This is a genomic window from Nonomuraea recticatena, assembly GCF_039533245.1.
Taxonomy (GTDB): domain Bacteria; phylum Actinomycetota; class Actinomycetes; order Streptosporangiales; family Streptosporangiaceae; genus Nonomuraea; species Nonomuraea roseola.
On record NZ_BAAATE010000009.1, the window covers coordinates 17,894 to 41,392 of the forward strand.

The window sequence follows — 23,499 nt, forward strand, 5'->3', positions numbered from 1 at the left end:
CCCGGCCGTCGGCGCGGCAGGCCGGATGACCTAGCGTGTCAGGCGTGAAGCTCTGGAGGACCGACGCGGCGATCGCGGTCGGTGTGCTGACGCTGGGCGTCACCGGCACGTACGCGAGGCTGTCCCGCTCCGGCCTGGTGGAGTGTCCGCTGGATCCGTTCGGCCTCACGCTGATCACCCTCTCGTCACTCGCCCTCATCTGGCGGCGGAGCTCGCCCGTGTGGGTCGGCGCGATCACGGTCGGCTGCGGCGTCGTCTACTACGGCGCCCGCTATCCGGGTGTCTTCGCCGCCGCGCCTGCCCTGATCGCCATCTACACGGCCGCGAGCCTCGGACGGCGCCGCCTGGCGATCGGGCTCGCCGTGGCGCTGGCCGTCGGAGTGGGAGGCCTGGTCGCGCTCTCCGACGTCGACCCCGAGCCGGGCGGCCTCAGCCTGCTCAGCGGCTGGCTCGTGGCGGTGGTGGTCTGCGGCGAGGTGGTCAGGAACCGTCGCGCCTACCTGGACGAGGTCGAACGGCGGGCGGCCGAGGCCGAGCGCACCAGGGAGGAGGCGGCTCTGCGCAGGGCGGGCGAGGAACGGCTGTGGATCGCGCAGGAGCTGCACGACACGCTCACCCACACCATCTCTGTCATGAACGTCCAGACCTCGGTCGCGCTGCAGTTGCTGGAGCACGATCAGGCCCGTACGCGCGCGGCGCTGCTCGCGGTCAAGGAATCGGGGCAGGAGGCGATGCACGAGCTGCGCGCCACCCTGGGCGTCCTGCGGCAGGCCGACGGGCCGGAGGCCGGGCTCGCCAGGCTGCCGAGGCTCGTCGACAGGGCCGCGGCGGCGGGGCTGCCGGTGAAGACGGTCGTCGTCGGCGCCCCTGTGGAGCTCTCGGCTGAGGTGGACAGGGCGGCCTACCGCATCGTGCAGGAGGCGTTCACCAACGTGCTGCGGCACGCGGGCCCCGCGACCATCACACTGACCATCGAGTACGGAACCGACATGATCAAGCTGCTGGTCGAGGACGACGGGAAGTCCGACGCGGGCACGGCGGAGCACGGGATGGGGCTGATCGGGATGAGGGAGCGCGCGGTCGCGGCAGGCGGCACGCTCACGGCCGGCCCTGTGAAGTCGCAGGGCGCCTTCGAGGGTTTCGCGGTGCGCGCCGAGCTGCCGGTGGGGGGTCGGCCGTGATCCGGGTCCTCCTGGCCGACGACCAGCCGCTGATCAGGGCGGGGTTCAGAGCCCTGCTGGAGCTGGCCGACGACGTCACCGTCGTGGGCGAGGCGGGCAACGGAGGCGAGGCCGTCCAGCTGTGCCGCGAGCTGCTGCCCGACGTGGCGCTCCTGGACGTCAGGATGCCCCTGCTCGACGGCATCCAGGCCACCAGGAGGATCGGCGCCGACCCCGAGCTCGACGCCGTACGCGTGGTGATCCTCACCAACTACGCCCTCGACGAGTACGTTTTCGCCGCGCTCAGGGCGGGGGCCAGCGGCTTCCTGGTCAAGGACATCGAACCGGCCGACCTCCTGCAGTCGGTGCGGGTGGCCGCCAGGGGCGAGGCGCTGCTGTCACCCGCGGTCACCAGGCGGCTGATCGAGGAGTACGTCTCGACGCCTCCCAGACCGGTGCCAGGCCCAGGCCTGGACCGGCTGACCGACAGGGAGCGCGAGGTCCTGACCCTGGTCGCGTCCGGCTTGTCCAACGAGGAGATCGCCAGCCATCTGACCATCAGCCACGCCACCGCGAAGACCCACGTCAGCAGGACGATGTCCAAGTTGGGCGCCAGAGACCGCGCCCAACTGGTCGTCCACGCCTACGAGTCAGGCCTGGTCACCCCGGGCGCCCGCTGATCTCCCTGTCCGCGGTCAGCCGCGCAGGGCCACGGGGAGAGTGGTGAGCCTGGTGCCGAGGATGTTGCCTGGGCAGGTCTGCCGGAGGTCGGCGAAGGGGACCGTGAGCCGGGCGTCGGGGAAGTCGGTTCGCAGCACCGTGGCCACCGCCTGCAGTTCGAGCTGGGCGAGCTGCGCCCCGACGCAGAAGTGCGGGCCCGCCCCGAAGGTCAGGTCGGGGCCCGGCGAGCGGGCGGGGTCGGTGTTGATGCCCTGGATGTCGACGAGGACGGGCGCGCGGGCGGGAAGGCGCGCACCCGCCAGCTCGATCTCGGTGGTGGTGAATCGCCAGAGGGTGAAGGGAGCGGGCGGGTTCAGCCGCAGCGTCTCGCGGACGAGGTCGTCCGACGGGAGGTCGGAGTCGTCCGCGAGCACGCGCGCGATCAGGAAGCCCAGGGAGGCGTCGGTGGTGAGCTGACCCGCGAAGATCAGGGCGAAAAGGTGGTACTGCAGCTGCTGCCTGGTGGTCTCCGGAGGAACCCGGTCGCGCAGCTCGGCGGCCAGGCCCTGGACGCCGTCGGCGAGCCCCGCGGCGGCGAGGTCGGCGAGGTCGGCGATCGCCCTGCCCTGGTCGGCGGGGTCGTCGGCCGACATCCGGCGGCAGGCGTCCATGGCTTCGCCGACGAGGTCGAGCGGCAGGCCGAGCAGGTCGAACAGGACGGTGAGTGGGTAGCGGACGGTGAAGCCGTCCATCACGTCGACGACCGGGCCCTCGGCGGCCAGCTCGGTGAGCAGTTCCCTGGCGATGGCGTGGACACGGTCGGACTGCGCGCGGATGCGTCTGGCGTTGAGCAGCGGGGCGTGGGCGCGGCGCAGCGCGGTGTGGTCGGGGCCGTCGAGGGTGGTGAGGGAAGGCTGCTCGGCTGCGGTCCTTTCGAGCCCCGCGGTGTGGTCCCATGCGGGGGGCGCGAACGCGGGGTCCTTCACGATGCGGGGATCGGCGAAGACCTGCCGCGCCAGCGCCTCCTCCGTCACGATCCACACCGGTCCTCCCGCGGGCGCCTCCATCCGCACGATGGGGCCGGCCGCGCGCAGGGCGGTGCGGGCGGGGTCGGGCTCGGTGATGCCTCGGGTGGTCGCGGCGAACGGGTCGATGTCGTCGAGGCGGGGCGCGTCGTGCATGGGGGCTCCAGATCTCAGGCGTGGGTCAGGGTGGGGCCGGTCGTCGCCGTGGAGGGGCGGACGGCGGCGGTGGCGGCAAGCGCGAGGACGAGCAGGCCGACGGCGAGCCAGGCCGCCATGGACAGGCCCTGGCTCATCGCCGCCTGTGCCGCCTCGGCGACCGCGGCGGTGCGTGGATCGGCGGCGAGCGGGGCGATGGCCGCCCCCGCGCTGTCGGTGACGGCGGCGGTGTGCTGGTCCGACAGCGACTCCCGCATGCCGGAGGCGACGAGGCGCTGGTGCAGCGCCGTACCGAGCACGCTGAAGAACGCCGTGGTGAGCACCGCGATGCCGAGAGCGAAGCCGAGTTCGCGGGCGGCGCTCTGGATGCCGGCGCCCTGGCCCGCGCTGTCGGCGGGTACGTCGGCGAGGACGACGTTGGTGACCTGGGCGGAGGCGAACCCCACGCCGACGCCGTACACGAGCAGCGCCAGGGAGATGGGCCACCACGCGCTGTCGGAGGTGGCGATCAGCCCCAGGCCGGCCAGGCCGACGACCTCCAGGGCGAGCCCGAGGCGGACCAGGGTGAGAGGGGAGAGGGCGGAGGCCATCCCGAAGCTGGCGCCGCTGGCGACGAAGCTGCCCAGGGCGAGCGGCACCAGGGCGAGGCCGGCCTGCAGCGCGCTGTATCCGAGGGTGAACTGCAGCCACAGCGGAAGCACCGCCATGATGCCGAACTCGCCCAGCCCGATGAGCACCGTGGCGACGTTGCCGTTGCGGAAGGAGCCGATGGAGAACAGGCGCACGTCCATCAGCGGCTGCGTGCCGCCGCCTCGCCCCAGCGCGGCCTGGCGCCGTACGAACATGAGGAGAGCCACGGCCGACACCAGCAGGGAGACCAGCACAGGGGAGGGCCCGCGGTCCCAGGACAGGCCGGCGACGTCGAGCGGGTGGACGGTCGTGACCCATCCGTAGGTGCGGCCTTCGACCAGGGCGAAGGCGAGCAGGCCGAGCCCTACGACGGACAGCACGGCGCCGGGGAGGTCGATCCGTCCGCTGGTGCGGGGCGACGGCGCGAGCAGCGTCCGCACGCCCAGGAAGATCAGTACGACCAGGGGGATGTTGATGCCGAAGGCCCAGCGCCACGAGATCTCCGCGAGCGCACCGCCCAGCAGCGGGCCGACGGCCGCGGCGGCGCCGATCGTCGAGCCCCAGACGGCGAAGGCCCTGCCGCGTTCCCTGCCGGTGAAGGTGGCGTTCACCAGCGCCAGCGAGGTCGGCAGGATCATCGCGGCGGCCACCCCCTGCAGGAAGCGCGCGAGGATGAGCAGCCCTCCGGTGGGCGCGAGCGCGGCGAACACGCTGGTAACGCCGAACATGACGACACCGGCGAGGAAGACGCGCCTGGCGCCGAGGAGGTCGGCCAGGCGGCCGACCAGCAACAGCAGCGCCGCCAGCACGATGGCGTAGGACTCCTGCACCCACTGGACCTCGCCGGAGCTGACGCCGAGGTCGCCGACGATCGAGGGAACGATGACGTTGACGATCGTGGCGTCCACCACGATCAGTGCCACTCCGAGGGTGACCGCGATCAAGCCGAGCCACCGGCGAGGCGGAGACTGAGCAGTCATGTATCTCCTTCATGAGAAAGCTTCTTCATCATGAAGGTATCTTAGGAGCAGAGTAGATTGTCAACGCGCACGACCACGACGACAAGGAGATGATCAGCCGATGGAGGAGGCGCGGCAGTCCAGCGACGTCGCCGAGCACACCGCCCGGCTCCTCGACGGACTACGAGCCTTCGGCGCGAACTACACCGAGTTCACCGGCCGCTTCGCCGCCTGGCTCGGACTGCACTCGACCGACGCCACCGCCCTCGTGGAGATCCTGTACGCCGAGGACCAGGGCGCGCCCCTGTCGCCGACCCGCCTCAGCGAGCGCCTCTCACTGACGTCGGGCGCCACCACGAACCTGCTGAACCGCCTCGAGCGTCTCGGGCATATCGTGCGCACCCGCGAACACGCCGACCGCCGCGTGGTGACCCTGCGCAGCAGCTCGCTCATCGAGGAGCCCGCGCGCGAGTTCTTCGGCCCCTTCGGGGAGCGCCTGGAGGCTCTGGTGGCCCAGTACCCGCCCGAGCAGCTCGAGCAGTTCGAGAACTTCCTCGGCGACCTGCGCGCGAGCATGACCGCCCTGCTCGCCGAGCAGGCGCCACCTCCCCGCTAGGTGCTCGATCCGGTCGCGGCCTGTGGGGTGGTGCGTGACTGGGTGAGCCTGTAGTGCGAGGGCGGGACGCCGTAACAGTCGAGGAAGGCCTGGCGCAGGGTCTCGGCGGTGCCGAATCCGCAGCGGGCGGCCACGGCGGCCATGGGCAGGGAGGTGGAGGTCAGCAGGTGGGCTGCGGCCTCCGTACGCGCCAGCCGGACGAACTTGCCGGGGGTCTGCCCGAGATGCTTGAGGAACAGCCTGGTCAGGTGGCGCTCGCTCACGCCCGCGTCGGCGGCCAGCGTCGCCGCGGTCAGGTCGGCGTCCGGATGCCCGGTGATGTGGTCGACCACTCGCTTGATCAGGCTGTCGGACGGCGGCGGCGCGGCGGTGAACATGCTCATCTGCGCCTGGTTGCCCGGCCGCTGCAGGTAGGTCACCTGCTGCCTGGCCACGAGCCTGGCCAGGTCGGCGCCGTTGTCCTCCTCGATGAGGGCGAGGGTCAGGTCCAGGGCGCTGGTGACGCCTGCCGAAGTGTAGACGTTGCCGTCCTGGACGAAGATGGGGTCGGGATCGACGTGCACCTCGGGGTGGCGCGCGGCGAGCTCGTCCGCCCACCGCCAGTGGGTGGTGGCCCGCCTGCCGTCGAGGAGACCGGCGGCGGCCAGGATCCACGTCCCCGTGCACACCGACCCCACGCGGCGGCTCTCCCGCGCCAACCGGCGGACGTGCGCCAGGACCAGCCGGTTGGCCGCCGCGTCCTGGCTCCCGATCCCTCCCGACACGAGCAGGGTGTCGATCGGTCCTGTGACCCGTTCGAGGGTCTCGCCGGCATGGAGGGTCACGGTGGGATTGCACTCGATGGGACGGCCTCCCGGCGTGGCCAGGCGGACCTTGTAGTACGGGGCCGCGCCGTACCAGTTGGCGCACTCCAGCGTCGAAACCACGCAGGCGATGTCGAGCAGCTCTGCGGCGTCGTACCCGACGATCACGAAATGCCGCTCGCTCATGGCCCCGACTCTAGGCCGGACTGACCGGGTACCCAAGATTCCGGACCACCCCGATCGCCTTACCTTGGGCGCGCCCGGCCCCGATCGCATAGTCGAACCATGACGCAGACAGCGACGACAGCGCGCGGATGGCGCCGGTTCACCCTCCACTACATCGAGATGATCATCGCGATGTTCGTCGGGATGTTCGCCCTGGGCTTCCTCCAGTCCGCCGTCGGCCTCGGCTTCTCCCACACGCAGCACCCCGAGCTCGGCTACCTGGTGATGGCCTTCAACATGTCCGTCGGGATGGCCGCCTGGATGAGGTTCCGCGGCCACGCCTGGCAGCCCACCCTTGAGATGTGCGCCGCGATGTTCGCCCCCGTCGTCCCCCTCTTCCCCCTGCTCTGGCTGGGCGTCATCGACGCCGGCGGGCTGATGCTCCTCGCGCACGTGGCCATGTTCCCCCTCATGCTCGGCGCGATGCTGCTGCGCCGCACGGAGTACACCCACTGCGCGGGCTGAGACCCGTCCGGCGAACAACGTCTAGCGGGTCACCCTGGCGCGAAGCCCGAGCAGGACGTCGATGACCAGGAAGGCGGCCAGTGAGATGCCCATCAGGGGCAGGAACCAGCCGACCGCCACGGCGATCACGCTCAGGGGAGCGAGGACGGCCCAGTGCGCCCTCCGCCGGCCACCACGCGGGTACGGCCTGCCGAAGCCGCGGGTCGGACGGCGCTGCCACCACATCCGGTAGCCGAGCACGATGAGCGTGATCACGCCGCTTGCCAGGAGGGCCAGCAGGACCTGGTTGGCCAGGCCGAACAGCAGCCCCATGTGACCGTCGATGCCCCACCTGGTGACTTTGGCGGCCAGCGGATAGTCCGCGAAGCGCAGCTCGGCGGTGACCTTGCCGTTGGCGTCCACAGCCACCTGGTCAAGGCGTTGGGGGACGCTCTTGTCGATCTCCTTGACCAGATAGGGGGCGCCTGCCTCACCAGGCCAGACGATCTCCAGCGGACCCGACAGCCCCTTGCCGGCCGCGGCCTGGACGACGCGGTCCACATCTGCGCTCGCCCCGCCGTGCTGGTGGCCGCTGCCACCTGAGTGGGCGGCGTGCTCGCCGGACGAGGTGGAGATCGCCGGAGTGGTCCAGCCGAGCGCGGCGCGAAGCTCGTCGACGTTCTCACCTGCGTACTTCGACCACGTCAACCCGGTGGCGGACAGGAAGAGCAGGCCCACCACTGCCCACAGCCCCACTGATCCGTGCCAGGAGAGGGCGCGGCGCGCTCCCGAAAGCGAGCGGTCAGGAGCGATGAGGCCGCGCAGGCCGCGCTTCCTGCGACGCCTGGAGATCCACAGCACCAGCCCGCCCAGGGCGACGATCCACAGCCAGCTGGCTGCCAGCTCGCTGTAGACCCTCCCCGGTTCGCCCAGATGCAGGTGCCGGTGCAGCTGGGAGATCCAGGCGCGGACCGGGAACGCGCCTGAACTGCCGTAGCTGTCCAGGACGCCGCGTACCTGAGCGGTGTACGGGTCGACGAAGACCGCCAGCTGGGTACTCTCCGGCAGGCCGGGCACGTCCATCAGTACCCGCGTGGTGGCGTCGGGCTCGTCCGCCGGCCGTACTGCGGTGACCTTGCCGTCCGGGTGTGCCGTCTGCGCGGCGGCGACCTGCCGGGTGAGCGGCAGCCGGGACTCGCCCGCGGGCGCGGTCAGTTCGTGCCGGTAGACGATCTGCTCGATCTGGTAGGACGCCGCGTACAGGAGCCCGGTGGAGGCGGCGACGAGGAGGAAGGGGGCGATGAGTATGCCGGCGTAGAAGTGCAGCCGCAGGACCAGAGGCTTGAGGGCGGTCCACGCGGTTCCTCGTCCGGGGGACTGCTCAGGCTCGGCGGCGGGGCGCACGTCGGTAGAAGTCATGGGGATCTCCGTTCACGGGGACGCGCACATCGACAGGTACGCCTCACCTCGGGTGGGGGTTCAGCCACGCACCGGCGTGGCGGGACACGGGCGCGGCGGCAGCGGCCTGCCACGGCCCGCGGACCGGGCTACAGCCCGGTCAGAGAACGGAGAGAAGCGTGGGAGGTCCGCGCCGGCGGACACCGGTGGCGAGCAGGATGCGCCGCAGCCGGTCCGCCTCGTGATCTGCCCGAGGACGGCGCGGCACGCGCGGCGTGACCAGACCACCCGCGAGGATGAGCAGTCCTGTCCACAGCGCACCCAGCGACGTGACCGCCAGGTGGAGGATGGTGGCCAGGGTCGACTCGCCCCGCTCCAGCCACCAGGACGACATGACGGCGATCACGACGTGGACGAGCAGCATGCCCAGGCCGCTGGTGCCGTGAGCGTGGACCGGCGCGGCGGGCGGTGGGGCCGCCACACCGGCGGTGAACAGATGGTGCATGCCGTACTGCGCGGCGAAGCACGCGACGAGCAGCACACCCACGCCTCGTTGGCGACGGCCGAGGAGGAAAGCTCCGGCCCAGGTCAGCGCCACGGCACCGGCCAGGGTGCTCGGTCGTACGGCGACGCCGCCCGCCAGCACGTGCAGAGCCGCCGACACCAGCACGCAGACCACGGCGAACACCGTGGCGCGTATGGCGCGCAGAACAGGCCGACCGACATGCACCCGCACATGGTGCCACTTCCCACGCCCCTGTCACCACGTGCGATTCACGCCAGGTCATGAGGGGGACGGGCCGTGCTCACCCGCTGCGAGCCGAAGCCGGATGACGTTGTGCGGGACGGAGTGACGTTGTGGGGGTGACGTTGTGCGGGGTTACGGACAACCGCTGCCGTCACCCCGAACGTCATCGACCGGCGTGACGGACAAGCGCTGCCGTCACACCGACTTCATCGACCAGCGTGACGGGGCCAAGCGCTGCCGTCAGCCGGACTTCCTCGACCGGGCGTGACGGACAAGCGCTGCCGTCACGCCGACTTCAGTGAGCGGCTCCCTTGAGTTCGCCGGCGTTGTCCGCCCGGGCCGGCAGGAGCAGGGCGGTGATGACCACAGCCACGGACAGAACCGCGCCGATGATGAAGGCCAGTCGCATGCCCTCGAGGTTGGCCAGCGCGTCGGTGACTCCCGAGGACTTCAGTGCATCGGCGCGCGCGCTCATCACGGTGATCACGAGCGCGGTGCCGAAGGCCGCGGCGACCTGCTGCAGGGTGCTCAGGATCGAGCTGCCGTGAGAGTAGAGGTGCGGGGGAACCGCTCCGAGCCCGAGGGTGAAGACCGGGGTGAAGGTCGCGGCCAGGCTCACCATCAGCAGCGCGTGCAGTCCGAGGAGCTGCCAGAACGGCATGGTCATCGTGACCTGGGTGAAGCCCGTGAGCGCGAGCGTGATCCCGATCGCGCCCGGGATGACCAGGACCCTGCCGCCGAACCGGTCGAACAGGCGGCCGACGGTCGGACCGAGCAGCCCCATCGCGAGGGCGCCCGGCATCACGAGGAGCCCGGTCTGCAGGGCGCTGAGCCCGCGGACGTTCTGCAGGTAGAGCGGTAGCAGGATCATCGAACCGAGCATCGCCATGAAGGAGACCGACATCAGGATCAGCGCGACCGTGTAGGTGCGGTGGCGCAGGGTGCGCAGGTCCATCAGCGGTGCGCCGCGCTTCTGCAACCTCAGTTGGCGGAAGACGAAGACGGCGATGGTGATCAGGCCGGCCGCAACGATCGCGGCGGCCACGCGGACGTCGCCGCTCTCGAAGTGGCTGAGCCCGTAGACCAGGCCGCCGAAGCCGGCCGCGGCGGTCGCCGCGCTGAACCAGTCGATGGTGCTGATCCGGGGCTCGCCGACGTTCTTGAGCTGCCGCAGGCCACTCCAAGTGATCACGGCGGCGATGGGGAGCACCAGGGCGAACAGCAGACGCCAGGGCCCGAACTGGAGGATCACCCCGGAGATCGCCGGACCCATCGCGGGCGCCACCGAGATGGCCAGGGAGACGTTACCCATCACCCGGCCCCTGTCCGACTCGGGCACCACCTGCATCAGGGTGGTCATCAGCAGCGGCATCATCACAGCGGTCCCCGACGCCTGGATGATGCGGGCGCCCAGCAGCACCTCGAACGTCGGCGCGGCGGCGGCCAACGCCGTGCCGATCAGGAACAGACTCATCGCGGTGGCGTACGCGCGGCGGGTGGACACCCGCTGCAGGAACCACCCGGTGATCGGGATGACCGCGGCCATGGTCAGCATGAAGGCGGTCGAGAGCCACTGCGCGGTCTGCTCGGTGATGTGCAGCGCGACCATCAGCTGGGGGATCGCGTTGATCATGATCGTCTCATTGAGGATGACCACGAACGTGGCGAGCACCAGCAGCCAGATCACGGGCGGGGTGCGCCCTGAAACGGTCGCCGTGGGGGTGGCAGGTGAGTCGAGCAGGGGGCTGGACACGGAACCTCGATCCGGGTTGTTGGTACAACGTGGTCGTGGCTGGTGTCCCAGCCTTCAATCGCACGATCGGTCATGGCCATGCACATACTGACTGGCGCCACCGACAAAAACGCGACGACCGCGTCCACCTTGCGGCAAGTGAGGTGAGATGTCACCCGGTTTTCACCCGCGGCAGAGACGATCTTCAGATCGCGCAGCAGGGCCCATTCCGCTCCACGGCCTGGGCGAACACCTCGCACAGCACACGCCCGGACGACCCGAACAGGTTGGCGACTGATCCCTGGCGCCGACGTCGGGGGCTGGGCGGAGTTCGTTCGCCGTCGCTGTCCGTCACATCCATTCGGTGCGGGTAGCCAGGCGGAACAGCGCTTGGCATAGGTCATCGACGCTGGAGCGAACCCCGTTGAAAGGCTGGACGACCGACCATCCCTTGGCGACCGACCACCGGCCACCGGCCACCGGCCACCGGCGACCGGCGACCAGCGACCACGGCGCACGAAGCGCCCCTCCCGCGATGTATGAGTGCGAGGCCACGGGACCGCAGACGGCCGAAAGCGATCGGAACCCCGCCCGCCGCCGCGCGGCCGTGGAGAACCGACGCCGGCCCATCGACCGTGAGCGCCTGGCCGCGTCTCTGCGCGAACGGGGAGTCCGTTCTGGGGTGGGCCTGCCCGATCCGCCAGCCAAGATCTACGTGCAGCTCGGTCTGAAGGCCGTCTCTCATCCCTCACAACACGAAGTCCTAATCGCGAGTTCATGCGACCCGGGACTTCGTAGGTTGGTGTCGGAGGGGTGGGTTGAACCGTTCGCCCACCTGCTTGAGCAGGACAATCCATGGCTGGACCTGGAGTAACCCCGACTCGTTGCTTCGCGCAGTCAGCTTGGAAACTCCTTCAAGATCATGCCATATGAGCCGGCGGGTCAAGTGACCACGAGCTCCCGTGATGTCCTGCTGATCGCCTTGCGAACGGGCGCACTAACGTGCACAAGCGCTGGTCCGGCTTCATGCGCCGCACTTGACTGCCGGTCCGCCCCAATCACGAGGTCAGAACCTACCGATGGAATCAGTGCAGGCAGGTCAGAAGCTTTGAGAAGAGATTTGAAGTACTACAGGATCGCTATCGGCTCGTCCTCATCGTGATGTGAAGATGCATCAGCGGAGGCTTTGTACTGTTCGACGATCCTGGACTCGACTTGAGTTATCAACAATATCAGGGGGACGGCGTAATTGATGTATTGGACCAGGTATTACGGATGATTCGAAGCGATAGAGGCATTCAACTGGTATAGAGCCGCTTTTGGCCCGGTAGAAGTCTTGATCGGTACACGGCATCTACGCGTCTGTCGGGCCACGGAGTCGCACGCCGCGCGGTGCAGGTTCATGTGTTTGTTCTAGCTTGAAAGGTCGTCGCCGGTGTGCTGCGGGGGCCGACGTGAGCTGAACCCCGAACAGATCTGCGCTGCTGCCATTCTCGCAGGGCGTTCGTCAAGTGACTTCGTTCCGGATTTCGGTGAGATGTGTTGAGTAACGGTCAATGATCAGAGACAAAGTCGGCGGTAGCTACCACCGGAAGGAACCAGCCAACGCATGCGTCGCATGCACCGCCCAATCGCGCTGGCCGCAGCTACCGTCGCACGTGTCGCTGCCATTGCTCGCCGGAAGCCCCGCTTCCGCCGCGGTTGACCCCTGCCGTGGCGAAGCCACCGGCACTCTCACCATGGTCCGCGACCTCGTCTCGCTGAACTTGGCACCCGTCGCTCCCCGGGGAGTGCGGACCATCTGCTCATCAGTGCCCTGGCAGGCAACCTCAGCGCCGATCAGTCCTGAGAGGCGGTCCCGCTGCTCAGGCGGAGGAGCAGTGGAGACGACCTGGCAGGGTCGATCTCTCTTGTCAGGATGATCGCCGCAGGAGACGGTCAAAAGCTGTCCGCGTTGGCATCGGTTCGCCACGGTGACCACACATGTGGCTCATGCCGCAGTTCTGCGGTCGGCAGATTAGCGCCTGCTGCGCCTTCAGGTAGGGGGAAACGACCCCTTTGCTGGTGGGTTTGCCAACTATGCCTGGCGGCCATCCGGTGACTCCAGCGGATGGCTACACGCGTGGGCGTGGCTCCCGGCAGGACGTCAATGACACGTCCATTCTCTCATCGACATCAGCGTGCCCGGCTTAATGGGGGCATTTGATGGCTTTTAAACCTAAAGTGGCAAACGCCCCTTTTGGTAGTGTTGCGAACATCCGAAGAGGGCGAAGTATCTGAAATCGCCCATAAGTGTCCTAAGGGCGACAGGCAAGAATTTGGCGATTACTATATGCCGTTTTAGCGGTCGGCATTCCGCAATTGTGGACTTCTCTGGATAGTGTGGCGAATCGCGAGGTAAGGCTCTCGGGCTTCCGAACCACCAATCGCTCTACGGGGGGCATGTTCGGTTGGTGATGACTCGCGCAGTCGGACGTCTTCGCCCTCTGCGGGCGTGACGGGCCGGATGTATCCGATGCCCTTACATAGGAGACTGACGTGCTGAATGAAAGCTATCTCTATGCACACCATTCTTAGCCGGCCTGGATTCTCCCGCGTGGCAGCGGGACTCGCGATTCTCCTCGTCCTAGGTGTGCTTATGGTTGCGCAATCCAGGGAGAGTGCCGCACAAGTAGCCCCAGTCGACCTGGGAACTACGGAAAGCTACTCGGTTCTGGGTGGGCAATCGGTCACCAACACCGGGCCCACCATCCTCGGGAGAGACCTGGGCGTGAGTCCGGGTACCGCAATAACCGGGTTCCCTCCCGGCATAGTGCTCGGGACGGTGCACCAAAACGATGCCCACGCAGCCCAAGCACAATCCGACTTGGTCATCGCATACAACGACGCCGCCGGCCGAGCTCCGACCGCCACCGTCTCCGGCGACCTCGTCGGTCAGACACTCACTGAAGGCGTTTACCAGTCCTCAGGGCCTTTGGCACTGAGCGGCACGCTCACCCTCGACGCCCAGGGCAATCCCAACGCCGTCTTCATCTTCCAGATCGCCTCGACGCTCATCACCGCATCAGCCAGCAATGTCAATCTGATCAACGGCGCTCAAGCGTGCAACGTCTTCTGGCAAGTGGGCAGCTCCGCGACGCTGGGAACGGGCTCCCACTTCGTGGGCAACATCCTTGCTCTGACATCGATTACGGTGACAACAGACACCACTGTCGACGGCCGAGCACTGGCCCGTAACGGCTCAGTCACCCTCGATAGCAACGTCTTCACCGTCTCTGAATGCGACACGCCGACGGTGAGTCCGTCGCCCACGGTGACGGCTTCGCCCACGGTGACGGCTTCGCCCACGGTGACGGCTTCGCCCACGGTGACGGCTTCGCCCACGGTGACGGCTTCGCCCACGGTGACGGCTTCGCCCACGGCTTCGCCCACGATCACACCGACTCCGAAGCCCACCAAGCCTTGCAAGCCCGGCCATCACAAGCCTGGCTATCCGAAGCATGATGATGACAAGGCCGACCATCACAAGCCTGGCTATCCGAAGCATGATGATGACAAGGCCGACCATCACAAGCCTGGCTATCCGAAGCACGATGATCACAAGGCCGACCATCACGAGCCCTGCTATCCGACGTCTGGTGATGACGAGCCCGATGACGAGCCCGGCTATCACATGCCCGGCCTCGAGCCGGGTCGCCCATGGTGGCGCCCGTTCCCGACCGGCCCTCAGATTCCCGGCCTCGAGCAGCTACGCCCATGGTGGGCTCCGATCCCGGCCGGATCATGGAATACCGATGATTAACCGGCTAGGTGTTCCGGCCCGTTTGCCGGACTGAGAATCACGCAAGGCCCCGCCTCTGGAACCGGAGGCGGGGCCTTGCGCCGTTCGGCGTTTGGATCCGGACGGCAAGAAGAACGGCATCTCTTCGTGAACTGGCACCGTGCGGTCGGCTCAGGGCGCGCTGCCGAGGGTGCCGCTGGTTCGTGTTGCTGAACCGCCGTCCTCCACCGAACGTGCGGCTCTCATCACATCGGACGCTCTTGTACCGCTTCCGAATTTCCCATCCACTCGGCGGACTTCGGCGATCTTCCGCCGCGTAGTCCACTCCATCGCCTTCTTGGGCAGCCCACACGTGCAGGGAGGTCGAAGGTCCGCGCGACCAAAGTTCGTCCAGGTCGTTCTCGATCCAGAGCTCTCGCAAAATCCTGGTCGCCTCGTTTGCTGTCGACCCGCGGAGTCGGTCTGCTGCGCTTGCCTGGGTCAATGGCGTACAAGGTGATCAGGATTCCACTCGGCCACCCCACCAGGCCGCCCAAAGCGAGATGACCATCTCGGGGCCGGACGTCCCCGCCGAAGGCAAGATCTGACGGTCACTGACTGCGGCCCGTACGTCGGTTGGCTTGCCGTTCTCCGTAGTGACTTCGACCGGCTCAGGTGATCCGTCGCGGCGATCGGCGCGTGGGCGGTGCTGGCCGCGACCGGCCGGAGACCCGCAGTGCGGCCAGCAGACCGCCCAAACGCGCTGGACGTGATGGATCGTGGGTTCCGCCCTCGCCGAGTTTCGTGCAGCTGTCGTTCCGCTGGTTCTACTGGGGAGACCGCGACAATGAACGTGTCGGTCTGCCCCTCCCTCAGTTCCGGGCGCCGCCCGCACGAGGACCGGCGGATCTGAAGGAGGCGCGGTAGGACTGCGGCGTGACCCCGACGACACGCTTGAAGCGCTCGCGGAAGGCGGTGGCCGAGCCGAACCCAGACTGCGCCGCGACCCGTTCCACGCCGTGGTCGGTGCTCTCCAGCAGGAACTGCGCCCGGCGCACCCTGGCCCGCAGCAGCCACTGCAGCGGCGTGGTGCCGGTCTGCTCGCGGAAGCGGCGGCTGAACGTACGCTCGCTCAGCCCACTGCGCGCGGCCAGATCCGCCAGCGTGATCTCCTGGGCGAGGTGCTCCTCGATCCACGCCAGCACCGGCTCCAGCAGCGAGCCTCGGGGCACCGGCGGCAGGGCGTGCGTGACGAACTGCGCCTGCCCGCCCTCCCGTTCCAGCGGCACCACCGACAGCCGGGCGGAGTCGGCGGCCACGGCCGAGCCGAAGTCGCGGCGGATGAGGTGCAGGCACAGGTCCAGCCCCGCTGCCGCCCCGGCCGAGGTGAGGATCTGGCCGTTGTCGACGTACAGCACGTCCGGCCGCACGTCGATCAGCGGGTACGCCTCGGCCAGCCGCCGCGCCACCGTCCAGTGGGTGGTGGCGCTCAGCCCGTCCAGCAGGCCGGCCGCGGCGAGGGTGAAGGCGCCCACGCAGATGGAGGCGATCCTGGTGCCGCCGGCCGCCGCCGCGCGCAGGGCCGCGAGCACCTCCGGGTCGGGCGGCGCGGCCGGTTCCGAGCGGCCCGGCACGATGATGGTGTCGGCCTCGCGCAGCGCCTCCAGCCCGTACGGGGCGACGATCGTGAACGCCTCGCTGGTCACCTGCGGCGTCCGCGCGCACACCCGGACCCGGTACGGGCGGCGCCCGTCGGCGAGGGCGGCCCGTCCGAACACCTCGACCGGCGTGGCCAGGTCGGCCGGCACCACGTGGTCCTGGGCCAGGACGGCGATCGTGTGCATGACGGACACCGTAGCGGCCACTGCCCCGCCCGAAGCAGTACGTCGGGAACCGCCCAGACGCCCCGCCGGAAGCAGCGCGTCGGGACCGCCAGCCCCCAGCCGAAGCCGCGTTGTCGAGGGGGACGGCCCGGACGCCCCGCCCGGGCCTTCGTGGCCGGCCGGCGGTGCCGAAGGTGAGAGCCGACGCCTACGAGAGGGCCGGTGGCGGGAACCCGTGGGAAATTGTCGATTCAGCCCATGGGGCGGCGGGGGCGGTCGTCCTAGTCTGGCGGCGCCCCCCTCTCCTTCCCTTCACGTTTCGCAGAACGGTACGCCGCATCTCATGTCCATCCTCATGCCGATCCTGATCGGCCTGATCGCCGTCACCCTCATCTCCCTGATCCCCGAGCCGCACCGGCGCACGGTCAACGCCGTGATCGTGGCCGGCGCGGGCGCCGCCTACCTCAGCGGCGGCGGGCTCGGTTACGCGGAGTTCGTGCTGCCGATCATCATGACGTACGTCGCCTACCGGGGACTGACCAGCTATGCCTGGATCGGCGTCGGCTGGCTGCTGCACACCGTGTGGGACGTCATCCACCACCTCAAGGGCGCCCCGATCCTTCCCTTCGCCGAGCACTCCTCGTTCGGCTGCGCCATCTGCGACCCGGTGATCGCGCTGTGGTGCTTCGCGGGCGGGCCCTCCGTCATCGGCTGGATCCGCGCCCGCTTCTCCCGCGAACCCGCGACCTCAGCCACCTCCGGTACTCAGGCCACCTCCGGTACGAATGCCACGTCCGGCGGGGCGTGTTGAACCGTTCGCCTATCTGCTTGAGCAGGGCAATCCGTGGCTGGACCTGGAGTGACCACGACCCGTTGGTGCACACAGTCAGCTTGGAAACTCTTTCGAGATCATGTGGCATGAGCCGGTGGGTCAAGTGACCGAGTGTCCCCGTGACGTCCTGCTGATCGCCTTGCGAGCGGGCGCACGGCAGGCACAAGCGCTTGTCCGGCTTGGTGTGCCGCGCCTGCCCGCTCCAGCCGGTTACCAGCCGCCTTGTGATGATGCCGGGCCGTGTCTTTGGGCTTCTCTTGAGCGGCCACCAGCCATGGTCTGAAGCGTGAGCATCAGAGTTGAAGAGCGTCCAGAAGTCCACGAGCCTGCCAAGGAAGACAATCGCCTGGCCGCCAGGGTCGAGACAGGCTTGATCATCGCAGGGTTCGTCGGCATGCTCTTCCTCCTGCCGCGTCTGGAGTGGGGTGACGGCTCGATCCGCTACTTCCAGCTGACGGATCTGCTCACGCAGGGGACCGTGCCGGAAGAGAAATACTCGATGATCGGACCGTTGTTCTCGACGCCGCTTTGGCTGATCGGCAAGCTCGTAGAGGCGCCGAGTTGGTGGACACTGCGCTACAACCCCCTTCTGCTCATGGGGGGAGTGGCGTTCGTCTGGTTCGCGCTGCGTGACCGGCTGCCCCGGCCGCTCCTACGACGGTTCATCCTGCTGCTGGTCTTCGCGTCGATGTTCGCCCACCACCAGCTGGGATACAACGGCGAGGTCTTCACCGCGATCCTCGTTCTCATCGGAACAGTTGCGCTCCTCAGGGGCAGAACGCGGTCGGGATGGCTCACGGTCGCCGTGGGGGTCGCCAGCACCCCCGCCGCTCTGCCCGCGATGGCCCTGATGACCGCCAAGTGGATCTGGGACGTCAGACGACTGCGCTGGGTACTGGCGGTGTGCGCGGCGGTCGCGCTGGTGATGGCGGAGTCGTGGCTGAGGCGTGGCAGTCCGCTCGCGACCGGATATGAGGCCGACAACCACGGGCGCCGCACGATCATGCCGTACTCAGGCCTACCAGGCCTCAGCTATCCGATCTTCTTCGGGGCTTTGTCGCTCATCTTCCTTTGGCAAAGGCCTCCTCTTCTTCGCGCCCGGACTGTTCCTGCCCGTCAGGCAGCGCCTGCGCCGCCTGGCCGCCGGACGGCAGCTCTACGATCTATGGCTGGCGTTCGTGATCGGTCTGCTCCTGCTCTACGGGATGTACTGGGCATGGAGCGGTGCATCGTTCTGGGGACCGCGGTATCTGCTGTTCGCGGCGATTCCCGCGGCGTTCGCGCTAGCCGTACGCTGCTACCAGTCGGATGCCTCGGCCCTGTCCGACCTCGTCACGGTCGTGGTCCTCGGACTGTCGATTTGGGTTGGACTCAACGGGGCGGTTTTCGGAGACGTTGACGTTCCCAAGGTTTGCTGGCCTGACGGGGCCGGCCACTATGAGGCTCCGATCTGCTTCTACACGCCGGAGTTCAGCGCATTGTGGTATCCATTCGTCGCGGGTATCAAGCTCCTGACCGTTGGCCAGTGGATCTACCTCGGTTACGGCCTCGCTGTGGGCGCCTATCTGATGGCCGGACCGTTGCTGCGGATCGCCGGACACCTGCACACCTGGGCGATCCCGGCGGCAGCCCGTGTCAGGGCCTTCCACTGGTAGGCCGGAGAAGCGAACTGTCTCGGCAGAAGAACACAGCGCTGCTCGCCCAGCATCGCGCGGCGTTGGAGGCCGGTGCTGACGCGGAACTGATCGCTGGATGGATCCAGGAGGAACAGGCTCGGAAGACTGCGGCGCAGAGTCAACTCAGCCGTTCGCGTGCTCCGCGTCAGCCGAAGCTGCGGTGAGACGAACTCGCGGCTAATCATCCGGCTGGGAAGCATGGTGCGAGTGCTCTCCAGCGCCGACCCAGTACGGAAGGCCAAGGTCTACGCAGAACTGGGACTGAAGCTCGTCTACCACCCCGGAAAGCACAAAGTCCTGGTCGCAACTTCGTGCGACCAGGACCCCATAGGCTACCGGTTTGTGTCCGAGGGGGGACTTGAACCCCCATGCCCCGCAAAGGGCACTAGCACCTCAAGCTAGCGCGTCTGCCTATTCCGCCACCCGGACTTGGTGCCTGCACGCGAGACCGTCATCCCGCGTCGGCTCAGTAAGGTTAGCAAACTCTGCGGGGTGCGTCATACCGTGATTCCTCAAGACCCGATCGAAGGAGTCCGCATGACCCGGCGCACCGGCGAGGACGAGGTCGTCGACCTCTGCCGAGACCTCATTCGCATCGACTCGACGAACGCGGGAGACAACGCAGGCCCCGGCGAGAGGCAGGCTGCGGAGTACGTGGCCGAGAAGCTCGAAGAGGTGGGCCTGGAGGCACGCATTCTCGAGAGCGACGACCGCAGGGCCAACGTGATCGCCCGCATCGAGGGCGAGGACTCGAGCAGAGGGGCGCTGCTCCTGCACGGCCATCTGGACGTCGTGCCGTTCGACGCCGGCGACTGGCGGCACCATCCGCTGTCCGGAGAGATCGCCGATGGGTGCGTCTGGGGCAGGGGCGCCGTGGACATGAAGGACATGGACGCGATGATCCTGGCCGTCGCCAGGCAGTGGGCGAGCTCGGGCAGGCGGCCTCCGCGCGACGTGGTGCTGATGTTCACCGCCGACGAGGAGGCGGGCGGCGCCTACGGGGCCAACTTCCTGGTCGACAACCACAAGGAGCTGTTCGAGGGGGTCACCGAGGCCATCGGCGAGGTCGGCGGCTTCAGCGTCTCCCTCGGCGACAGGAGGCTCTACCTCATCGAGGCGGCGGAGAAGGGCATGGCGTGGATGCGGCTGAGGGCGAAGGGCCGCGCGGGCCACGGCTCGATGCTGAACGCCGACAACGCCGTCACCGAGCTCGCTGACGCAGTCGCCCGCATCGGCCGTCACGAATGGCCCGTACGGCTGACGCCCACGGTCAAGCGCCTGCTGGACGAGCTGGAGATAGGCCCTGACGAGATCGACAGGCTCGGCCCGCTGGCCCGCATGATCGGCGCGGTGCTCCGCAACACCGCCAACCCCACGATGCTCCAGGGCGGCTACAAGGCCAACGTCATCCCGCAGAGCGCCGAGGCCGTGGTGGACGGGCGGTTCCTGCCGGGCTACGAGGAGGAGTTCTTCGCCACGATCGACGAGCTGCTCGGTCCGAACGTCACCAGGGAGTTCGTGCAGCATCAGGTGGCGCTGGAGTTCGCCTTCGAGGGGCCGCTGGTGCGGGCGATGGCGCAGGCGCTCACCGAGGAGGACCCCGACGGGCTCGCCGTGCCGTACACCCTCTCAGGGGGGACGGACCTCAAGGCGTTCAGCAGGCTGGGAATCACCGGGTACGGCTTCGCGCCGCTCAAGCTCCCTGCCGACCTGGACTTCTCAGGGATGTTTCATGGGGTGGACGAGCGGGTGCCGGTCGATTCGCTCCGGTTCGGGGTCAGGGTGCTTGACCGATTCCTAGCTCTCTCCTGAAAAGCCCTTGCGACCACCTTGAGTACTGCTACGGTTACCGAGCGTTGAGGGGTGAGTCCACGGACTGGCCTCACATGTGAGGTCGGTTCTGGAGCTCGGGAGGTCACGTGGCACGCATGCCGGTGCAGCGGTGGAGGGCGAAGTCCCTCCCTGCTCGGCGCGTGCCCGTGGCTGTCTTCGAAGAGCGTGCGACCACCGATCGGGCCGCCCGGATGGCGCGGTTCGCGGCCGGCGCCCGCCCGGTCATCGCACGAGCACTCACGGTAGGCGGCCTGCTGGTCGCCGGTTGGCTGCTCGCCATGCTCTTCGGGCTGCTCGCAGCAGCTCCGGCAGCCGCGGAGACCACCGCGGCCACAGGAGCCGACACCTCTCAATCCGTCGCCGGTTTCCCCACGGCAGACGGCGCCGCCCTGGTGCTGGACAACACCGAGGCAATGGCCGGGGCTGAAGTGGACGGGCTCACCAGCCAGTCGAAGCCCGGCTTCCCCGCACCTTCCTCCGTCGGCAAGAGCATGGGCGCCAAGGGCTTGGCGCCGAACGGCGGAGGCAACGGCCCGTTCGGGCCTGGCATGGGGGACATCGCGAGGTCCGTCATCGACCCGCGTGAGACGGCTCAGCGCGCCCCCCTGGCGTGCGTGCTGCCCCCGGTCTTCCGCACAGCAGCGGACGACCCTTCTTTCTCACCTGACTGATTCCGCTCAAGAGCAGGAGCGTGGGCTGAGTCCCCTCCGCAGAGCGTGTGACACATCAGTCATTGCTGGTTCGCGTATCCGAGTTCCCCGCTGTGCGTGGTCGTCAGAGGACCTCGCTCGGCCTCGGCTGCCCGCGACCAGGTCAGGTATTCCCCCCAAGAACCACTAGGAGCATTCATCATGCGTACGTGGGCTAAGGCATCGACCCCTGCGGCTCTGCTCGCGGTAGCGGTCATGTCCTTCGGCAGCGGCACCGCTGTCGCCGACACCTCTGGAGACTCCTCCATCGGCGGCGGCAACCAGGTCAACCTGCCGATCTCACTTCCCGTCGACATCAGCGGCAACTCCGTCGCCGCGGCCGGCGAGTCCACCGCCAACTCGGAGGGCGGCGCCTCGGTCGAGAACGTCGGCCAGAGCGGCGGCATCCCGAACAAGACCTCTGGCAACAGCAGCGTCCTGGGCGGCAACCAGGTCAACGCGCCGATCAGCGCTCCGATCAACGCCTGTGGCAACGCGCTGTCGCTGTTCGGCAGCTCCGAGGCGGGCTGCAAGGGCGGCGCCACCGTCAAGAACACCGGCAAGGGCGGCGCGGGAGGCAACAGGACCTCCGGCGACAGCAGCGTCCTGGGCGGCAACCAGGTCACCGCGCCGATCAGCGCGCCGATCAACGCCTGCGGCAACGCGCTGGCGATCTTCGGGGACGCCACGGCAGGGTGCAAGGGCGGCTCCGCCGTCAAGAACACCGGCGTGGGCGCCGGCGGCAACACCACCTCGGGCCGGAACTCCGTCCTGGGCGGCAACCAGGTGATCGCGCCGATCAGCGGCCCGATCAACATCTGCGGCAACGCGATCGCGGTCTTCGGCCAGGCCTTCGCCGGGTGCAAGGGCGGCTCCAGCGTCACCAACGGCGGCGACAGGCCGGGTCACGGCTATCACCGCGGCCCGGGGCGCCTCGCCTCCTCGGGCAACGACACCGACGGCCGCTTCGGCGCCGGCAGCGGCAACCAGGTGATCGCGCCGATCAGCCTGCCGATCACCGCCTGCGGCAACGCCGTGGGCAACGCCCCCGCCGGGTGTAAGGGCGGCAGCACGGTCGAGAACACCGCCGCGGGCAGCGGCGCCGGTGGCAACACCACCTCGGGCCGCTCGGGCGTCCTGTCGGGCAACCAGGTGATCGCGCCGATCACCGCCCCTGTCAACGTCTGCGGCAACGCGGTCGCGCTCGCCGGCCAGGCCTTCGCCGGGTGCAAGGGCGGCGTCTCGGTCAAGAACGGCGGCAAGGGCGCGGGCGGCAACAGGACCTCCGGCCAGTCGGGCGTCGGCTCGGGCAACCAGGTGATCGCGCCGATCACCGCTCCGATCAACGCCTGCGGCAACGCCGTGGCGGCGCTGGGCCTGGCCGAGGCCCACTGCAAGGGCGGGGCGAGCGTCTCTCCGAAGCACGGCGTGGGCGGTGGCGGCAACACCACCTCAGGCAGGTCCGGTGTCCTCGCGGGCAACCAGGTGGTCGCGCCGATCACCGCTCCCGTCAACGTCTGCGGCAACGCGGTGGCCGTCCTGGGTGACGCCGCCGCTGGGTGCCTCGGTGGCGCCCGGGTCGGCAAGCCGGTCGACGAGCACGACCACGGGTACGACCACTGGACGCGTTCCAGCGGCAAGGTCGCCAACTCCAAGGCCAGCGGTCTGCTCCCCGCTCTTCCTGTCGTCCCCGCCATGGCAGGGCTGAAGGATGTGGGCAACGTCACCCAGCAGATGCGCGGCTCGGGGCTGCCCGCGCTGCCCGTCGTCGGTGACCTCACCAGCACGCTCGGCCTGCCCGCACTGCCTGGCCTGCCCGGTCTGCCCGGTCTGCCCGGCCAGCCCGCCACGCCGACCGAGCGTCAGGGCAAGGCGACTCCCGCCTCGAACAGCCCCGTCTCGGCCCTCGGCCCCGCCACCGACCTCGTTTCCTCGACCCCGGTCGGCGGGGCGGTCGGCTCCGCCACCGGCGCCCTGCCCGTCGGTGACCTCGGCCTGATGAGCGCCGCTCAGCCGGCCGGCGTCACGGGGATGAACTCCAACTCGCTGTTCGCGCTGGTCATGGGCGCCATGTTCGCTGCTTCCGCGACGCTGTTCGCGACGACCCGCCGTCTGCGTTTCGGCAAGAAGTAGGCGGCGCGGCATCGGTTGACCACGGTACGGCACCGCCCGCAGCCGGCGGGTGAGTAGCCGAGGACCCTCTGCCCGCTCCCATCCAGGGGGCGGGCAAAGCCCGTTTCCCGCAAAGGGAGCACAGACGTTCCGCCCGCACCCAGCGACTCGTCGCGGCCCTGACCCTGACTCCGCCGTGCGGGTGGAGGTGGATGCTT

18 protein-coding genes and 1 tRNA gene are annotated in these 23,499 nt (G+C 68.7%); 11 read left to right on the plus strand and 8 right to left on the minus strand.

All coding sequences use genetic code 11. The features are described from left to right. Window positions 1-44 precede the first annotated feature (44 nt). Both ABFX50_RS19160 and ABFX50_RS19165 read left to right on the plus strand, forming a co-directional pair. Window positions 45-1,181, plus strand: coding sequence for a sensor histidine kinase (locus ABFX50_RS19160; protein ID WP_346148127.1), 1,137 nt, complete (start codon window positions 45-47; stop codon window positions 1,179-1,181). Next, window positions 1,178-1,840: a response regulator gene (locus tag ABFX50_RS19165; RefSeq protein WP_346148129.1), complete on the plus strand. Its 663-nt coding sequence runs from the start codon at window positions 1,178-1,180 to the stop codon at window positions 1,838-1,840. Before ABFX50_RS19160 ends, ABFX50_RS19165 begins: the two co-directional genes overlap by 4 nt. Before the next feature lie 15 nt (window positions 1,841-1,855). Here ABFX50_RS19165 and ABFX50_RS19170 read toward each other — a convergent pair whose 3' ends face one another. Both ABFX50_RS19170 and ABFX50_RS19175 read right to left on the minus strand, forming a co-directional pair. Beyond that, window positions 1,856-3,001, minus strand: a complete 1,146-nt coding sequence (locus ABFX50_RS19170; protein ID WP_346148131.1) for a cytochrome P450 family protein — start codon at window positions 2,999-3,001, stop codon at window positions 1,856-1,858. Between the two features lie 14 nt (window positions 3,002-3,015). Next, window positions 3,016-4,611: a DHA2 family efflux MFS transporter permease subunit gene (locus ABFX50_RS19175; RefSeq protein WP_346148133.1), complete on the minus strand. Its 1,596-nt coding sequence runs from the start codon at window positions 4,609-4,611 to the stop codon at window positions 3,016-3,018. A 100-nt stretch (window positions 4,612-4,711) separates the two neighbouring features. Between ABFX50_RS19175 and ABFX50_RS19180 the strand changes: the two genes are divergently transcribed. After that, the gene (locus ABFX50_RS19180; protein ID WP_346148136.1) at window positions 4,712-5,206 is read left to right on the plus strand and encodes a MarR family winged helix-turn-helix transcriptional regulator; all 495 of its coding nucleotides are present in this window, start codon (window positions 4,712-4,714) and stop codon (window positions 5,204-5,206) included. On the opposite strand, the gene ABFX50_RS19185 is transcribed toward ABFX50_RS19180, so the two are convergent. After that, a complete protein-coding gene (locus tag ABFX50_RS19185) occupies window positions 5,203-6,195 on the minus strand; it encodes a GlxA family transcriptional regulator (RefSeq protein WP_346148138.1) in 993 nt (330 codons plus the stop codon). The genes ABFX50_RS19180 and ABFX50_RS19185 overlap by 4 nt on opposite strands. 99 nt (window positions 6,196-6,294) lie before the next feature. On the opposite strand from ABFX50_RS19185, the gene ABFX50_RS19190 reads away from it, so the two are divergent. Continuing rightward, window positions 6,295-6,699: a hypothetical protein gene (locus ABFX50_RS19190; RefSeq protein ID WP_346148140.1), complete on the plus strand. Its 405-nt coding sequence runs from the start codon at window positions 6,295-6,297 to the stop codon at window positions 6,697-6,699. A gap of 21 nt (window positions 6,700-6,720) precedes the next feature. On the opposite strand, the gene ABFX50_RS19195 is transcribed toward ABFX50_RS19190, so the two are convergent. The 3 genes from ABFX50_RS19195 to ABFX50_RS19205 all read right to left on the minus strand — a co-directional run bounded on the left by ABFX50_RS19195 (window position 6,721) and on the right by ABFX50_RS19205 (window position 10,577). Further along, a complete protein-coding gene (locus ABFX50_RS19195) occupies window positions 6,721-8,097 on the minus strand; it encodes a PepSY-associated TM helix domain-containing protein (RefSeq protein ID WP_346148142.1) in 1,377 nt (458 codons plus the stop codon). Between the two features lie 139 nt (window positions 8,098-8,236). Beyond that, window positions 8,237-8,806 (minus strand): hypothetical protein, encoded by a 570-nt coding sequence (locus ABFX50_RS19200; RefSeq protein ID WP_346148144.1) that lies wholly within the window; start codon window positions 8,804-8,806, stop codon window positions 8,237-8,239. Window positions 8,807-9,119: 313 nt separating this feature from the next. Further along, window positions 9,120-10,577, minus strand: a complete 1,458-nt coding sequence (locus ABFX50_RS19205) for an MDR family MFS transporter (protein WP_346148146.1) — start codon at window positions 10,575-10,577, stop codon at window positions 9,120-9,122. A gap of 2,617 nt (window positions 10,578-13,194) precedes the next feature. Between ABFX50_RS19205 and ABFX50_RS19210 the strand changes: the two genes are divergently transcribed. Continuing rightward, complete coding sequence (locus ABFX50_RS19210) at window positions 13,195-14,358, plus strand: ice-binding family protein (protein ID WP_346148148.1); 1,164 nt, start codon at window positions 13,195-13,197, stop codon at window positions 14,356-14,358. A gap of 830 nt (window positions 14,359-15,188) precedes the next feature. Here ABFX50_RS19210 and ABFX50_RS19215 read toward each other — a convergent pair. Continuing rightward, the gene (locus tag ABFX50_RS19215) at window positions 15,189-16,160 is read right to left on the minus strand and encodes a GlxA family transcriptional regulator (protein ID WP_346148150.1); all 972 of its coding nucleotides are present in this window, start codon (window positions 16,158-16,160) and stop codon (window positions 15,189-15,191) included. Between the two features lie 322 nt (window positions 16,161-16,482). Between ABFX50_RS19215 and ABFX50_RS19220 the strand changes: the two genes are divergently transcribed. The 3 genes from ABFX50_RS19220 to ABFX50_RS19230 all read left to right on the plus strand — a co-directional run bounded on the left by ABFX50_RS19220 (window position 16,483) and on the right by ABFX50_RS19230 (window position 18,626). Beyond that, window positions 16,483-16,950 carry a DUF6010 family protein gene (locus tag ABFX50_RS19220; RefSeq protein WP_346148152.1) on the plus strand — a complete coding sequence of 156 codons (468 nt, stop codon included), beginning with the start codon at window positions 16,483-16,485 and terminating at the stop codon, window positions 16,948-16,950. Between the two features lie 307 nt (window positions 16,951-17,257). Continuing rightward, window positions 17,258-18,370: a hypothetical protein gene (locus ABFX50_RS19225; protein WP_346148154.1), complete on the plus strand. Its 1,113-nt coding sequence runs from the start codon at window positions 17,258-17,260 to the stop codon at window positions 18,368-18,370. A gap of 79 nt (window positions 18,371-18,449) precedes the next feature. Next, on the plus strand, window positions 18,450-18,626 hold the full coding sequence (locus tag ABFX50_RS19230; RefSeq protein WP_346148156.1) for a hypothetical protein: 177 nt from the start codon (window positions 18,450-18,452) through the stop codon (window positions 18,624-18,626). A gap of 364 nt (window positions 18,627-18,990) precedes the next feature. Here the strand turns inward: ABFX50_RS19230 and ABFX50_RS19235 are convergent. Then, a tRNA-Leu gene (locus ABFX50_RS19235) sits at window positions 18,991-19,076 on the minus strand. 108 nt (window positions 19,077-19,184) lie between these two features. Here ABFX50_RS19235 and ABFX50_RS19240 point away from each other — a divergent pair. The 3 genes from ABFX50_RS19240 to ABFX50_RS19250 all read left to right on the plus strand — a co-directional run bounded on the left by ABFX50_RS19240 (window position 19,185) and on the right by ABFX50_RS19250 (window position 23,302). Further along, window positions 19,185-20,459, plus strand: a complete 1,275-nt coding sequence (locus tag ABFX50_RS19240) for a M20/M25/M40 family metallo-hydrolase (protein WP_346148158.1) — start codon at window positions 19,185-19,187, stop codon at window positions 20,457-20,459. A 167-nt stretch (window positions 20,460-20,626) separates the two neighbouring features. Then, entirely contained in the window at window positions 20,627-21,151 is a 525-nt protein-coding gene (locus tag ABFX50_RS19245; protein ID WP_346148160.1) for a hypothetical protein, read from the plus strand. 180 nt (window positions 21,152-21,331) lie between these two features. After that, on the plus strand, window positions 21,332-23,302 hold the full coding sequence (locus tag ABFX50_RS19250; RefSeq protein WP_346148162.1) for a chaplin family protein: 1,971 nt from the start codon (window positions 21,332-21,334) through the stop codon (window positions 23,300-23,302). Window positions 23,303-23,499: the final 197 nt, after the last annotated feature.

What these genes read in the sequence shown, in the direction of transcription:
- ABFX50_RS19220 (WP_346148152.1), top strand. Translation starts at nt 16,483, where the DNA reads ATGTCCATCCTCATGCCGATCCTGATCGGCCTGATCGCCGTCACCCTC.
- ABFX50_RS19190 (WP_346148140.1), top strand. Translation starts at nt 6,295, where the DNA reads ATGACGCAGACAGCGACGACAGCGCGCGGATGGCGCCGGTTCACCCTC.
- ABFX50_RS19185 (WP_346148138.1), bottom strand. Translation starts at nt 6,195, where the DNA reads ATGAGCGAGCGGCATTTCGTGATCGTCGGGTACGACGCCGCAGAGCTG.
- ABFX50_RS19215 (WP_346148150.1), bottom strand. Translation starts at nt 16,160, where the DNA reads ATGCACACGATCGCCGTCCTGGCCCAGGACCACGTGGTGCCGGCCGAC.
- ABFX50_RS19170 (WP_346148131.1), bottom strand. Translation starts at nt 3,001, where the DNA reads ATGCACGACGCGCCCCGCCTCGACGACATCGACCCGTTCGCCGCGACC.
- ABFX50_RS19175 (WP_346148133.1), bottom strand. Translation starts at nt 4,611, where the DNA reads ATGACTGCTCAGTCTCCGCCTCGCCGGTGGCTCGGCTTGATCGCGGTC.
- ABFX50_RS19210 (WP_346148148.1), top strand. Translation starts at nt 13,195, where the DNA reads ATGGTTGCGCAATCCAGGGAGAGTGCCGCACAAGTAGCCCCAGTCGAC.
- ABFX50_RS19195 (WP_346148142.1), bottom strand. Translation starts at nt 8,097, where the DNA reads ATGACTTCTACCGACGTGCGCCCCGCCGCCGAGCCTGAGCAGTCCCCC.
- ABFX50_RS19250 (WP_346148162.1), top strand. Translation starts at nt 21,332, where the DNA reads ATGCGTACGTGGGCTAAGGCATCGACCCCTGCGGCTCTGCTCGCGGTA.
- ABFX50_RS19240 (WP_346148158.1), top strand. Translation starts at nt 19,185, where the DNA reads ATGACCCGGCGCACCGGCGAGGACGAGGTCGTCGACCTCTGCCGAGAC.
- ABFX50_RS19180 (WP_346148136.1), top strand. Translation starts at nt 4,712, where the DNA reads ATGGAGGAGGCGCGGCAGTCCAGCGACGTCGCCGAGCACACCGCCCGG.